Raw genomic sequence first — 13,804 nt, 5'->3', positions numbered from 1 at the left:
CCTTCAAGTATAATCGGGGCTGCTGTTTTTGCGGACAGCGGCACAAAAAAAGCTGCTGGCGTATAAACTGTTACCTGAATCACTCGCGACAGGGAGGAAAATTTGCATCTCGATATCAATGGATTAATTACCCAATACGGCTATCTCGCCTTACTGATTGGCTGTATCGCGGAAGGGGAAACTTTTACCCTGTTGGGCGGCGTGGCGGCCCATGAGGGCTTACTGCACTTTAGCGGCGTGGTGCTGGCCGCGATGATTGGCGGGATTATCGGTGACCAGCTGCTGTTCTGGCTCGGCCGTCGCTACGGCACGCGCATCCTGCGCCGTTTCCGTAAACATGAAGATACCATTCGCAAGGCCAATCGCCTGATTCAGAAGCGACCCAGCCTGTTTGTGATTGGCGTACGCTTTATGTACGGTTTCCGCATTATTGGCCCGATCATCATCGGCACCAGCCGGTTAAAACCGCTGCGCTTCTTTGTGCTCAACGTGATTGGTGCAGCACTCTGGTCGCTGATCTTTGTCACCCTCGGCTACTTCGCCGGGGAGATCATTACGCCGTGGCTGCATAAGCTCGACCAGCACCTTAAACATTTGCTGTGGTTGGTGGCGGCGATTGTGTTCGGCATCGCACTGCGTTACGTGATTCGCCGCTGGAACCGCCGCCGGGCGGACTAGTGGTGATAGCCTTTAAACTGCGGATTGGCCAGCATAAAACCACCATCGACAATAAACGATTGTCCGGTGGTGTAAGTCGCCCACTCCGAACACAGCCATGCCACTAAACTTGCCACTTCACGCGTATCGCCGGGACGCCCAATCGGGATTTCCGGCATACGCGTGCTGCGTGCCTGATCGTTAGTCAGGTGATTCATGGCGGTGGCAATCGCGCCTGGTGCCACGGCATTCACCAGAATATGATGCGGCAGCAAACTCAACGCCATCGATTTAGTCAGGCCACCAAGTGCATGTTTCGCCGCCGTATAAGCAGTCGCATCTGGCAGCGGCGTATGTTCGTGAACAGAAGTAATATTGATAATGCGCCCGCCATCACCCTGATCGACCATGTGCCGTGCGGCGATTTGTCCGCAGACAAAGGATCCGTCTACATCCACGCTGAACGTTTTGCGCCAATCTTCGAAGGTCACATCGAGGAAATCGGCCTTTAACATCACCCCTGCGTTGTTGACCAACACGTCAATGCGCCCCAACGAGTTGATCAACTGCGACAGCTGCTTGCCACCCTCTTGCGGGTCAGAGAGATCAAGCTGCCGCACTTGCGCCGTTTGCCCTTTACTCTCCACCAGCCGTGCCGTTTCTTGTGCGCCCTCTTCATCTGAGCGCCAGGTAATGCCGAGGGTGAAACCTGCTTCTGCCAGCATCAGTGCACATGCGCGACCAATGCCGGAATCCGATGCGGTCACTACAGCCACTTTCTGTTTTCCGAGTGCCATAACATTCTCCTGCGTGATGGGTGTCTTCACAGTATAGAAGTTATCGATCTGTGCCTCGTGTCAGCCGAAAAAACCCTTTCGTCTATAGTTAACAATCAGATGCAGTCAAGGAGGCAGGATGAGCAAAATTAAACGCAGAATTGATGATCACGGCGTGATTGGGGATTTACGCACCTGTGCGCTCATCGCCAGTGACGGCACCATTGATTACCTCTGCTGGCCCGAGTTAGACAGCCCATCCGTGTTTGCCGCCCTGCTGGATGGCGACGAAGCCGGTATGTTCTCTCTGGCGCCCGACTGGAAAAATGCCCGTCAGCAGCAGCTTTATCTGCCGGACACCAATATTTTGCAGACGCGCTGGTTAGGGGATGCTGGCGTGGCGGAAATCACCGATTACATGCCGATCTGCGATCAGCCGAATAAAGTGCCGCGACTGGTACGTCGGGTCAAAATGGTGCGAGGTTCAGCGACCTTCAACCTGTTGTGCGCCCCGCGTCATGACTATGCCCGCGCTGAAACAAGCACCGAATTGCGTCCTGGCGGCATCGCGTTTCTGGCGGAAGGTCAGCCCGCGTTACGCCTCAGCGCCACGGTGGTGATGACCCGTGAAAATCACAGTGCGGTGGCAGAATTTACCCTCAAAGCCGGGGAATCCGCTGAGTTTGTGTTCGGCAGCGATGAAGATCCCTTCGTCGCCGAGATCGCCACGGAGCAGTGCTTCAGTGAGACCCTGAGCTATTGGCGGCACTGGAGCAGCCACAGCACGTATCGCGGTCGCTGGCAGGAGATGGTGACGCGATCCGCCCTGGCGCTAAAACTGCTCACCTCCAAACAGCACGGTTCGATTGCCGCTGCCGCAACCTTTGGTTTGCCGGAAGAGTTGGGCGGCGAGCGTAACTGGGACTATCGCGCGTCGTGGATCCGTGATGCCTCCTTCAGCATGTATGCACTGATGCGGCTGGGCTACGTGGAAGAAGCGCGTGATTTCACTCACTGGGTTGGGCGCTGCGTTGAACATAGCCATGACGACACGCCGCATTTGCAGGTGATGTATCGTCTGGACAGCGGCACCGAATTGCATGAAACCGAGCTGCTCAATCTCTCTGGCTATGCCAACTCACGTCCGGTGCGCATCGGTAATGATGCGTGGCGGCAGACTCAGCTCGATATTTACGGCGAGTTGATGGATGCCATTTATCTCGCCAACAAATACGGTGAAGCCATTTCTCAGCGCGGCTGGCGGCATGTGTCCGACATGATTGATTACGTCTGCGGCAACTGGAATCAGCCTGACGCCGGGATTTGGGAGATGCGCGGCGAGCCGGAACACTTTCTGCATTCACGCCTGATGTGCTGGGTGGCGTTGGATCGTGCCTTGCGTCTCGGCCTGAAGCGTTCATTGCCGATGCCTTACGAGCGCTGGGATCGCGTGCGCAGTGAGATCCGCGACGATATCTGGAAAAACTTCTGGAGCCCGGAACTGGGCCACTTTACCGCCACGCGCGGCGGAAAATTCCTTGATGCTTCCATGCTGCTGATGCCGCTGGTGCGCTTTGTCAGTTCAACCGATCCCGACTGGATTGCCACGCTGGACGCGATTAAAACGCATCTGGTGAGCGACGGTCTGGTGCGCCGCTATAACATTAGCGAGACGCCTGCCGATGCATTAACCGGAGGGGAAGGCTCTTTTGCCGCCTGCTCGTTCTGGTATGTGGAGTGTCTGGCGCGTGCCGGCCGCGTGCATGAGGCCCATTTTGAGTTTGAGAAACTGCTGAGTTATGCCAATCCATTGGGGCTGTACGCCGAAGAATTTACCACCCACGGCGAAGCGCTGGGGAATATGCCGCAGGCGTTATCGCATCTGGCATTAATCAGCGCCGCTTTTTTCCTCAACCGTAAACTGAGCAATGAAGTGACGCTGTGGCAGCCTTAAGAAAATTCACATTTTGGGCGGTACGACAACGAGATGGGTCGGGGAAAACGTGCTAATTGGGTAAAGTATCATCAGCTAGTGAAAATCATGATTCCCATCCTGACGCCTATGAACATATAATGCGCACCGGGTCATTGAGACCGAGATGGATTCGACACACTGACAAGCCTGAAACACGGCTGTAACGACTTGAAAAACATGAAAAAGAGCATTCGCGCGTTCGCTTCACTTGCTTTGGTACTGGCGGCATTCAGCCAGTCGGCATTCGCAGTAGTGTATCCGCTGCCAGCGGCTAACAGCCGTTTGATCGGCGAAAACCTTGAAATCACCGTGCCTGATGACAGCCGACTTCCGCTGGAAGCCTTTGCTGCACAGTACCAGATGGGCCTCAGCAACATGCTGGAAGCCAATCCGGGCGTTGATGTGTATCTGCCAAAAGCGGGCACCAAAATGGTGATCCCTCAGCAGCTGATCCTGCCTGACGCTCCGCGTGAAGGCATCGTGATCAACAGCGCGGAAATGCGTCTTTATTACTACCCGAAAGGCACCAAGACTGTGGTCGTGCTGCCAATCGGTATCGGCGAGTTGGGTAAAGACACGCCGGTGAACTGGACCACTACCGTTCAGCGTAAGAAAGCAGGTCCAACCTGGACACCGACCAAAGGCATGCACGCGGATTACGCGGCACGTGGCGAAACCATCCCTGCGGTGTTCCCAGCTGGCCCGGATAACCCAATGGGCCTGTATGCGCTGTACATTGGTCGTCTGTATGCGGTGCACGGGACTAACGCTAACTTCGGTATCGGTTTGCGCGTAAGCCACGGTTGTGTGCGTCTGCGTGCTGACGACATCAAGTGGCTGTTCGACAACGTGCCAGTGGGTACGCGCGTACAGTTTATCGATCAGCCGGTGAAAGCCACCGTTGAGCCAGACGGTTCTCGCTATGTTGAAGTGCACAATCCACTTTCAACTACTGAAGAGCAGTTCAACTCGCGTGAAGTAGTGCCGATTACCCTGACCGCAGCCGTGACCAAAGTGATTGCCGATGGCAGCACCAACCAGGATGCAGTGAACAACGCTATCCAGGCGCGTAACGGTATGCCGACTAAAATCAATGGTCCACAGGGTGAAGTGATGCCTGCTCCGGTGCCGGTACAGGAATCTTCTGACGCAACGCCGAAAGAAGAGCCAATGACCCCGCAAGGCGCCAGCGCCGTTGCACCGCAGGGTAACGCAGCACCGGTTGCTCAGCCTGCACCAGCGACTGGCAACAGCCTGTAATCGCTGATTAGCATGCAGTAAAAAAGCCAGCCCATTGCGGCTGGCTTTTTTGTGGGCGTTTGCCATAAATGGCAACCCTACGTTGATAATGCCCGGTGTTCGCCGGGTGCACGCGGCATCATTCCCGCCGCCGTCTCAGCGCCAGCCAGCCCGCCACCAGGGTAAACACCAGCACCACAATCACCAGCAGTAAAAAACCGTGCGGATTACTGGCCAGCGGAATACCGCCTACGTTCATGCCGAAAAAACCGGCAATGATGTTAATCGGCAGCGCCAGCACGGTGATCACCGTCAGTAAAAACAGCGTGCGGTTACTCTGCTCCATCAAGCTGGCAGCAATCTCTTCCTGCAACAGGCGAATGCGCTCCATCAGCCCTGCCAGATCATTTAATGCCACGCTGAACTCTTCCGTAAAAATGCGCAGTTCACTTAGCGGTTCGCGCTTGAGCCATTTGGGTGGCCGATTCAACAAACGGAACAACGCGGCGGGTTCCGGTGCCAGCAAACGCTGCACGCGCAGTAGCATGCGGCGCAGATGGCCCAGTTCAGTGCGGTTGGTTTTTATCGCCGCACTGAGCAGCCGTTCTTCAACGGCGTCCACCGCCTGACTGGAACGACGAACCACCTGCTCAAGCTGTGCTTCCTGCTCACCCAGCAGCCACAGCAGCATCGCATCGGGTTCAGCAAAAGAGAGGCGATCGATTTGCTGGTGCATACGTTCAATCATTCCCACAGGCCGATAGCGTGCGGTGACGATAGTGTGTTCACAGCACCAAATCCACAGCGTGGCGTTCTGCGTGCTGCGCTCTTCTTTACTGAAAGTCACGTCATTTAGCACCGCCAGCAGCGCATCATTTTGATGAGCTAAACGGGTGCGGGGGGAAGCAGAATGGATCTCGTCGAAAAAATCGTCATCTACACTAAAGTGGTCCTGAACCCAGCGCTCGGCACGCGCATGGTTGAGGTTGATGTGTAGCCAAAGAAAATAGGATTCCGGCAAATCTTGCTGTGCAAGCTGGGCAGCTTCACGGGCGTTGAGCCGCTGCGGTGCTGCTTCCGGCGTGAACAGATACCCATGAATAAGACCGGCCACTTCATTATTGAAGTCCGGTAACGAGGCAAACGGCAGGACAGGCTGGAGCATGGCAGCGTGATGATCCCGAAGCGGTCAGATCCACAGACTGCGACAGGTGTGTTACAGCAAGATGACAGAGCGTGATCGCGATCATCATTCTGTCATACAAACCCCGTATCACACTGCAAGTAACGGGTGCCATTCGAGCACCGTCAATCCACACCGGGGTGTGTTATGGCTGAAAACAGTTTACCTGCATCAACATCGACGTCATCGTCCCAAAATGGACGTCCGAATCTTAACCAAGGCAACGGTCGTATTTCACGCATCATCTTTCTGATATTGCTGTTCGGCGGCCTGCTGTTCACCGCTATCAACCTGTTTAATGACGTTGAAGAAACGGGCGCGCCGGTCACCAGCTATACGCCGTTCCTGCTGCTGGGCGTGGCATTAGTGATTGCACTCGGCTTTGAATTCGTCAACGGCTTCCACGATACCGCTAATGCGGTCGCCACGGTGATTTACACCCATTCCCTGTCGCCTGGCGTAGCCGTGGTGTGGTCGGGCTTCTGCAACTTCCTCGGCGTATTGCTCTCCAGCGGCGTGGTGGCATTTGGCATCATCTCGCTGCTGCCGGTAGAGTTGATTCTGCAGGCAGGTAGCGGCAACGGCTTCGCCATGGTGTATGCGCTGCTTTTCTCGGCCATCATCTGGAACCTGGGCACCTGGTATTTCGGCCTGCCGGCGTCCTCTTCACATACGCTGATCGGTTCGATCATCGGCGTGGGTGTGGCGAATGCCCTGCTGCACGGCCGCAGCGGCACCAGCGGTGTGGATTGGGATCAGGCGATTAAAGTGGGTTATGCCCTGCTGCTGTCACCGGTGGTGGGCTTTATCTGTGCCGCGCTGCTGTTGCTGGCGATGAAAGCTTTGATCCGCAACCGTCAGCTGTATGAAGCACCAAAAGGCAACCAGCCACCGCCACCGTGGATCCGTGGTTTGCTGATCCTGACCTGTACCGGCGTCTCCTTTGCGCATGGCTCGAACGATGGTCAGAAAGGCATGGGCCTTATCATGCTGATTCTGGTTGGCACTATGCCGATTGCTTACGCCCTGAACCGTTCACTGCCGCCGGACCAAATCCCGCGCGTGGCAGCACTGACTCAGGTCACCGAACAGCAGTTGCTGACGCTGCAACCGGCACCGGCTGCAATGCCTGCACCGCGTGAAGTGCTGACCGAATTTGTGCGCACCAGTCAGAACCGCCCACAGGTATTGCCTGCCCTCGGCATGATGCTGGGCGACATCGGCGATCAGATCCGTCGTTATGGTGCGGTGGAGAATATCCCGGCCCAGGCGGTGACCAACACCCGTAACGATATGTATCTCGCCTCCGAAACCATCAAACATCTGCAAACCGCCAAAGTGGCGCTGCCGGAAGAGATCGCCAGCAATCTTTCAGCCGTGAAGAAAGAGCTGGATGCCGCCACGCGCTTTATCCCGATGTGGGTAAAAGTGGTGGTCGCGATTGCCCTTGGTCTTGGCACCATGGTGGGCTGGCGCCGCATTGTGGTCACGGTGGGTGAACGCATTGGTAAAACTCATCTGACCTACGCGCAAGGTGCCAGTGCCGAACTGGTGGCGATGGCGACCATCGGCGCCGCGGATATCTTCGGTTTACCGGTCTCCACCACGCACGTCCTGTCATCAGGCGTGGCCGGTTCGATGGCCGCCAATAAATCTGGCCTGCAGCTCTCAACGATTCGTAACCTCGCGCTGGCGTGGGTATTGACGCTGCCGGTCTCGGTCTTACTTTCAGGGCTGCTTTACGCTCTGTTTATTCATCTGTAACGGGGAAAAGTCATGGCGACACACGACAATAGCTTCCACAGCGAGACCTTCAATGCGCGTCTGCTGCAGGAGTTTTACGACAGCTACGACGAAGAGCTGGAAATGGAGCTGGACGATCTGCGCTTCAATGATAACGGCGAACCGCAGGAGGAAGGTGATAAGGCCTTCCGCCGCCGCTACTTCCGTGAGCTGCTGCATCTGCAGGGCGAGCTGGTGAAGATGCAGGATTGGGTGATGCGCACCGGACATCGCGTGGTGATTTTGTTTGAAGGCCGTGATGCCGCCGGGAAAGGCGGGGTGATCAAACGTATCACCCAACGTTTAAACCCTCGTACCTGTCGCGTCGCCGCCCTGCCCGCGCCGAACGATCGCGAGAAAACGCAGTGGTATTTCCAGCGCTATATCGCCCATCTGCCTGCAGCCGGTGAAATTGTGATGTTTGACCGTAGCTGGTACAACCGTGCAGGCGTTGAGCGTGTAATGGGCTTCTGTAACGAAGCCGAAGTGGAAGAGTTTTACCGCAGCGTTCCGGAATTTGAAAAAATGCTGACGCGCAGCGGCATTCAGATCATTAAGTACTGGTTCTCGATTACCGATGAAGAGCAGGAGCTGCGTTTCCTGAGCCGCATCCACGATCCGTTGAAACAGTGGAAATTAAGCCCGATGGATCTGGAAAGCCGCCGCCGTTGGGAAGATTACACCGAAGCGAAAGAAGAGATGCTGGAGCGCACCCACATTCAGGAAGCGCCATGGTGGGTTGTGCAAGGTGTGGATAAGAAACGTGCGCGTCTGAACTGCATCAGCCATCTGCTGCAACAGGTGCCGTACGAAGAGAGCGAGTCGAAGACGATTATGTTACCGACGCGCGAACGCAATGAAGATTATCGCCGCGCGCCAGTACCTGAAAACATGGTGGTGCCAGAGAAGTATTAATTAACAGTTTGCACGGTTGCCTGGCGGCCGTGCTGCTGTTGCAGACGCAACGTAATGGCAAATGCGCCCAGCACCATCAGGGCCGCCGCCAGATACACTGACTGCATCCCCCAATGACCAATCAGTAATCCTGCCACCGGACCGGTTAATCCCAGCCCTAAATCAAGAAACGCCGAGTAAGTCCCCAACGCCGATCCCTGATCCTGCTGTTGCACGCGTTTAACCGCTTCCACGCCCAGCGCCGGGAACACCAGAGAGAAACCACCGCCGGTCAGGAACGCGCCGATATCCACCAGCCAGCTGCTGTCGGCCTGCCAGATTAACAGCAGACCCGCACACTCCAGCACAAACGACACCAGCGACACTTTCAACCCGCCGAAACGGGTGATGTAGCGGCCACCGGCCAGACGCACCAGCACAAAGCCGAGACTGAACAATGTCAGAGCAAAGGCGGCGCCGCTCCAGTCGCGGCTGGCAAAATAGAGGGTGATAAACGTCGAGATGACGCCAAAACCGATGGTGCCGAAGCCCAGCGCCAGCCCAAACAGCCAGACGCGGCTGACCACGCGATGAAAAGGAATGCGCACGCCAGCGGTAACGCTGACCGCCGCCTTACGGCTCGCCATGCAGAAACCGATGATGCCCATCACCGCCACGAGCCCGGCAAAGCCGCTGATGCCGAACATTTGATTGAGCAGCACACCCAGCGGTGCACCTATCGCCATGGCAAAATAGGTGGCGACGCCGTTCCATGAGATCACACGCGCTGTTTGCAGAGGCCCGACAATGTTCATCCCCCATAGCGTTGAACCGGTGCTGCTAAAGCTCTCTCCCACGCCCAGAAACAGCCTTCCCACCGCTAATAGCGCCAGACTGAGCATCGGCGCATCGGTGAACATTGCAGCGAAAAGGGAGAGTACGCCGCTCATGCCGCAGCACACCAATCCCATCATCACCACGCGTTTTGGGCCATAGCGATCGGCCAGGCGACCCGAATGCGGACGACTGAGCAGCGTGGCGAAGTACTGCAGGCTGATGATCAATCCGGCGATGAACGAGCTGAAACCCAGCTGGTTATGCACAAATCCCGGCAGCACCGCGAGCGGCAGCCCTACTGAGAGGTAGCAGAAAAACGTGAAGACAATAACGGAGATGATGCGTTTATTTAACTGAGCATGACTCAGTACAGCGGCGTCAGACATAAGTGATGGCATTACAAATGAATGTGAAACGCTACTATAGCGCAAATAGCGTTGAGCTTGAACCTGACTTTACGTGGAACTGTGTCATGGCTTAATTCTGCATAATTCTATTGTCGCGCTCATTTAAATTCCGCCGCTGTAAGTTCACTTCTCATTAATAACAGGACTTAATGCAATTTTATTTACGCATTGATCTGACAAATCCGAAAAAAATCAATAATCGGAAAACGATTAACAAAAAACATTTAATAAAATAGCAGCAAAACCAACTGTTAATCTTTCCAGGCCGTGGTAATGCTAAGAGAGCCACGCGCAATCATTCACATTAAGCCATAGATTCCGCCCCTGATTGCCTTTAGGTTACAGATTATTCAATCAATCTTTGATCGTTACTTTCGGTGCGTAACCTACGCAGCGTCAACGTGTAGCCTGCACACCTGATTAAGCCAATCTCTGACCTCTGTTAATTCTGTTCCCTACCTGCCAGGAGAGATTATGAAGATAATCACCAGTGGAAGCGGATATCCTGAAAAAAGAAATATCATGACCAGCCCACATAACAAATATATTGATTGTCGCAAAAAGAATATCTACTTCTATTTAAATGCTGTCAAAGCAAGAATCTTACATAAAAATAAACAATTTATTTTTCTCCCGCTACCTGGCTTGCTGCCACATGATGCGGATGTCATCCATCTTTTCAATGAAGTGGCCGACACCAAAAGGAACTGGATCGCCACCTTTGAAACCGAAATCCCGCGGGTGCTGCCGGTGCCGGGTGTGGCGAAGTTCGACAATCCTCAGCTAAAGTCGCAGCTGCAATTAATCGCCAGGTCGGAATGCCTGACGTTGATTGCTATCTCGCAAGCCACTCTCGACATCCAGCTGAAACTGCTCGACGCGTTTCCCGCGATCAAAGCCGCTGTCAGGCACAAACTCCATATCCTGCATCCGCCGCAGCCGTTGCTGTGCGTAAAGCCGCGCCTGATCTCGCCGGGAGAAATTCGCTTCATCTTTGTCGGCAGCGAGTTCTATCGCAAAGGCGGCGCGGAAGTGGTGCTGGCCATCTCGCAATTAACCGAAGAGGATGTGTTTACACGCGGCCAGATACAGGTGACGCTGATCGGTGACATCACGCAGCGGCATAACATCGCCCATCGGCAATTCCAGGATGATGAGGCGTTCTATACGCGCATTGAGCACTTAATCAAAACCTCGCCTCACATCCAGCATTTCACCACTCTGCCCAACAATCAGGTGTTGACCTTACTGCAACACTCGCACGTGGGATTGTTGCCCAGCTGGCAGGATACTTACGGCTTCTCGGTGCTGGAGATGCAAGCCAGCGGCTGCCCGGTGATCACGACCAACATTCGCGCCTTACCGGAGATCAATCCACCCGGTGCGGGATGGCTTATTCAGCAGCCGGTGAATGACGAATATGAGTATGTGGTTGATTCTCTGGAGAGCAAACTGCAGATACGACGACAAATTGTGCAGCAGCTTAAAACGCATATCATTGATATTTTGCGGAATCCGGGCGTAATCACGCAATATTCTGCACAATCACTGAAGAGAATTACTGAGCAGCACGATCCGGGAAAATTCAGCGAGCAGCTTGCCCACTTCTATTCAGCCAGCAAGCAGATGCACTACACAACGGCGTTTAAATGAGGAAGGGTTATACCGGTACGGTTAACTGAAGGGCGTGGCGTTCAATTGCCGTGGCGATCTCGGCTGATACGCGCAGAGTGCGGATTTCACTGAACAGCCCATCGGCTTCGTTATAGGCTTTTCGCAGATAACCGAGCCACTGTTTGATGCGTGCGACGTGGTACATGCCGGTATCGCCCTGCTTCTCAAGTTGCGTGTATTTGAGCAGCAGTTCGACCACTTGCGGCCACGGCATTGGCGCTTCGTTGTATTTCACCACACGACCGAGATTCGGGATATTGAGCGCACCGCGTCCCAGCATCACCGCATCGCAACCCGTGATGCGCATACATTCTTGCGCATCCTGCCAGCTCCAGATCTCACCGTTGGCGATCACCGGAATTGACAGACGCTGGCGAATTTCGCCAATCGCCTGCCAGTTAATGCTCTCAGCGCGGTAGCCATCTTCCTTGGTGCGACCGTGCACCACCAGTTCACTGGCACCCGCTTGCTGTACCGCATCGGCAATTTCAAAACGACGCTCACCCGAATCCCATCCCAGACGCACTTTCACCGTGACGGGAAGGTGATCAGGCACGGCTTCGCGCATCGCTTTGGCGCCGCGATAAATCAGCTCAGGATCTTTGAGTAAGGTGGCGCCGCCGCCGCTGCCGTTCACCAGCTTCGATGGACAGCCGCAGTTGAGATCGACGCCCCAGGAGCCGAGTTCCACTGCACGCGCAGCATTTTCTGCCAGCCACTCAGGATATTGCCCGAGTAGCTGCATACGCACGCGCGTGCCGGAAGCCGTTCGGCTGCTGTTGTGCAGCTCGGGACACAAACGGTAGAAGGATTTTACTGGCAGTAGCTGATCGACCACGCGCAAAAACTCGGTGACGCACAGATCGTAATCATTTACCCCGGAGAGCAGTTCGCGTACCAGCGAATCCAGCACGCCCTCCATCGGCGCCAGTAACACCCTCATCGCGTTAGATGTTCCCACTCTTTTTCGCTGCCGGACGACGACGACCGCTGTTTGCGGCTGGCGCATTCTGAGCGGCACTGCTGCCCTGACGACGTGCAGGACGCGCTTCGCCCTGTGGACGTGCGCCATTGCTAGCTTGTGGACGCTGACCGTTGCCGCTGTGCGGACGAGAAACGTTACCGCCCTGTCCACGACCCTGGCCCTGACCGCGACCCTGCTGCTGGCGACCGTTCTGGATCGGTTCCGCTTTGATGCTAGGGTCCACTTCGAAACCTTCCAGCTCAATGCGCGGAATCTCACGCTTCAGCAAACGCTCAATATCACGCAGCAGTTTGTGTTCATCGACACACACCAGTGACAGGGCGGCGCCGGTTGCCGCAGCACGACCGGTACGACCAATACGGTGTACGTAATCTTCCGCCACGTTTGGCAGCTCATAGTTCACTACGTGTGGCAGTTCTTCGATGTCCAGACCACGCGCGGCGATATCCGTCGCCACCAGCACACGAATGCCACCGGATTTGAAGTCAGCTAACGCACGGGTACGCGCGCCCTGGCTTTTGTTACCGTGGATAGCCGCAGCGGTGATGCCATCTTTGTTCAGCTGTTCAGCCAGATGGTTAGCGCCATGTTTGGTACGGGTGAACACCAGCACTTGCTGCCAGTTATCGCGACCAATCATCAGCGACAGCAGTTCCCGCTTACGCTTCTTATCAACGAAGTGTACCTGCTGTGAAACCTGTTCAGAGGCGGTGTTACGACGCGCCACTTCAACCTGCTCTGGGTTGGTCAGCAGTTTTTCCGCCAGGGTTTTGATCTCATCAGAGAAAGTAGCAGAGAACAGCAGGTTCTGACGTTTCGCCGGCAGACGCGCCAGTACACGGCGGATGTCGTGGATGAAGCCCATATCGAGCATACGATCCGCTTCATCCAGCACCAGAATTTCGACCTGTGACAGGTCAACCGCATTTTGATGCGCCAGATCGAGCAGACGGCCGGGCGTCGCCACCAGCACATCCACACCACCGCGCAGTTTCATCATCTGCGGGTTGATGCTCACGCCACCGAAGACCACCAGTGAACGGATATTAAGATACTGACTGTACTCACGGACGTTCTCGCCCACCTGCGCCGCCAGTTCACGGGTTGGGGTGAGGATCAACGCACGTACCGGACGACGGCCGCGCGCGTTAGCAGGATTCGCAGTGAGACGCTGCAACAGTGGCAGCGTGAAACCGGCGGTTTTACCGGTACCGGTTTGGGCGCTCGCGAGCAGGTCACGACCCGCCAGCACCACGGGAATGGCCTGACGCTGAATCGGCGTCGGTTCCTGGTAGCCTTGTTCCGCTACCGCACGCAAAATATCGGCACTTAAGCCGAGAGAGTCAAATGACATGCAGGTGTATTACTCCGAACCGCCCTGTTCGCCGTCAGCGA

General features: G+C 55.5%; 11 protein-coding genes. 6 read left to right on the top strand and 5 right to left on the bottom strand.

Features of this window, described 5'->3' with window-relative positions:
- The first annotated feature begins 102 nt into the window (after positions 1-102).
- Positions 103-678 carry a DedA family protein gene (locus LBW88_RS00865; protein ID WP_200538939.1) on the top strand — a complete coding sequence of 192 codons (576 nt, stop codon included), beginning with the start codon at positions 103-105 and terminating at the stop codon, positions 676-678.
- Here the strand turns inward: LBW88_RS00865 and LBW88_RS00860 are convergent.
- The gene (locus tag LBW88_RS00860) at positions 675-1,454 is read right to left on the bottom strand and encodes an SDR family oxidoreductase (protein WP_224929867.1); all 780 of its coding nucleotides are present in this window, start codon (positions 1,452-1,454) and stop codon (positions 675-677) included. The two genes, LBW88_RS00865 and LBW88_RS00860, sit on opposite strands and share 4 nt — an antisense overlap.
- Before the next feature lie 118 nt (positions 1,455-1,572).
- On the opposite strand from LBW88_RS00860, the gene LBW88_RS00855 reads away from it, so the two are divergent.
- Together LBW88_RS00855 and LBW88_RS00850 are read left to right on the top strand one after the other, a co-directional pair.
- Entirely contained in the window at positions 1,573-3,387 is a 1,815-nt protein-coding gene (locus tag LBW88_RS00855; RefSeq protein ID WP_224929870.1) for a glycoside hydrolase family 15 protein, read from the top strand.
- Positions 3,388-3,585: 198 nt separating this feature from the next.
- Entirely contained in the window at positions 3,586-4,668 is a 1,083-nt protein-coding gene (locus tag LBW88_RS00850) for a L,D-transpeptidase family protein (RefSeq protein ID WP_224929873.1), read from the top strand.
- A 118-nt stretch (positions 4,669-4,786) separates the two neighbouring features.
- Here the strand turns inward: LBW88_RS00850 and LBW88_RS00845 are convergent, their stop codons facing one another.
- On the bottom strand, positions 4,787-5,812 hold the full coding sequence (locus LBW88_RS00845; RefSeq protein ID WP_224929876.1) for a transporter: 1,026 nt from the start codon (positions 5,810-5,812) through the stop codon (positions 4,787-4,789).
- Between the two features lie 165 nt (positions 5,813-5,977).
- Between LBW88_RS00845 and LBW88_RS00840 the strand changes: the two genes are divergently transcribed.
- The gene (locus tag LBW88_RS00840; protein WP_224929879.1) at positions 5,978-7,594 is read left to right on the top strand and encodes an inorganic phosphate transporter; all 1,617 of its coding nucleotides are present in this window, start codon (positions 5,978-5,980) and stop codon (positions 7,592-7,594) included.
- 12 nt (positions 7,595-7,606) lie between these two features.
- Positions 7,607-8,527 carry a polyphosphate kinase 2 gene (gene ppk2 / locus LBW88_RS00835; protein WP_224929882.1) on the top strand — a complete coding sequence of 307 codons (921 nt, stop codon included), beginning with the start codon at positions 7,607-7,609 and terminating at the stop codon, positions 8,525-8,527.
- Here ppk2 and LBW88_RS00830 read toward each other — a convergent pair.
- A complete protein-coding gene (locus LBW88_RS00830) occupies positions 8,524-9,729 on the bottom strand; it encodes an MFS transporter (protein ID WP_224929886.1) in 1,206 nt (401 codons plus the stop codon). The genes ppk2 and LBW88_RS00830 overlap by 4 nt on opposite strands.
- Positions 9,730-10,395: 666 nt before the next feature.
- Here LBW88_RS00830 and LBW88_RS00825 point away from each other — a divergent pair.
- Positions 10,396-11,403 (top strand): glycosyltransferase family 4 protein, encoded by a 1,008-nt coding sequence (locus tag LBW88_RS00825; protein ID WP_224929890.1) that lies wholly within the window; start codon positions 10,396-10,398, stop codon positions 11,401-11,403.
- Between the two features lie 7 nt (positions 11,404-11,410).
- Here the strand turns inward: LBW88_RS00825 and dusC are convergent, their stop codons facing one another.
- Together dusC and rhlE are read right to left on the bottom strand one after the other, a co-directional pair.
- Positions 11,411-12,367, bottom strand: coding sequence for a tRNA dihydrouridine(16) synthase DusC (gene dusC / locus LBW88_RS00820; protein WP_224929893.1), 957 nt, complete (start codon positions 12,365-12,367; stop codon positions 11,411-11,413).
- Positions 12,368-12,371: 4 nt separating this feature from the next.
- A complete protein-coding gene (rhlE, locus tag LBW88_RS00815) occupies positions 12,372-13,763 on the bottom strand; it encodes an ATP-dependent RNA helicase RhlE (protein ID WP_224929895.1) in 1,392 nt (463 codons plus the stop codon).
- Between the last annotated feature and the right edge of the window lie 41 nt (positions 13,764-13,804).

It is taken from the genome of Pantoea sp. alder81 (assembly GCF_020179835.1).
Taxonomy (GTDB): Bacteria; Pseudomonadota; Gammaproteobacteria; order Enterobacterales; family Enterobacteriaceae; genus Pantoea.
This window is presented reverse-complemented; position numbering and strand designations above follow the sequence as displayed.

Bases quoted from the DNA above. Each gene is read 5' to 3' on its own strand.
- rhlE (WP_224929895.1), bottom strand. From the start codon at position 13,763: ATGTCATTTGACTCTCTCGGCTTAAGTGCCGATATTTTGCGTGCGGTA.
- LBW88_RS00850 (WP_224929873.1), top strand. From the start codon at position 3,586: ATGAAAAAGAGCATTCGCGCGTTCGCTTCACTTGCTTTGGTACTGGCG.
- LBW88_RS00830 (WP_224929886.1), bottom strand. From the start codon at position 9,729: ATGTCTGACGCCGCTGTACTGAGTCATGCTCAGTTAAATAAACGCATC.
- LBW88_RS00845 (WP_224929876.1), bottom strand. From the start codon at position 5,812: ATGCTCCAGCCTGTCCTGCCGTTTGCCTCGTTACCGGACTTCAATAAT.
- LBW88_RS00840 (WP_224929879.1), top strand. From the start codon at position 5,978: ATGGCTGAAAACAGTTTACCTGCATCAACATCGACGTCATCGTCCCAA.
- LBW88_RS00860 (WP_224929867.1), bottom strand. From the start codon at position 1,454: ATGGCACTCGGAAAACAGAAAGTGGCTGTAGTGACCGCATCGGATTCC.
- ppk2 (WP_224929882.1), top strand. From the start codon at position 7,607: ATGGCGACACACGACAATAGCTTCCACAGCGAGACCTTCAATGCGCGT.
- dusC (WP_224929893.1), bottom strand. From the start codon at position 12,367: ATGAGGGTGTTACTGGCGCCGATGGAGGGCGTGCTGGATTCGCTGGTA.
- LBW88_RS00855 (WP_224929870.1), top strand. From the start codon at position 1,573: ATGAGCAAAATTAAACGCAGAATTGATGATCACGGCGTGATTGGGGAT.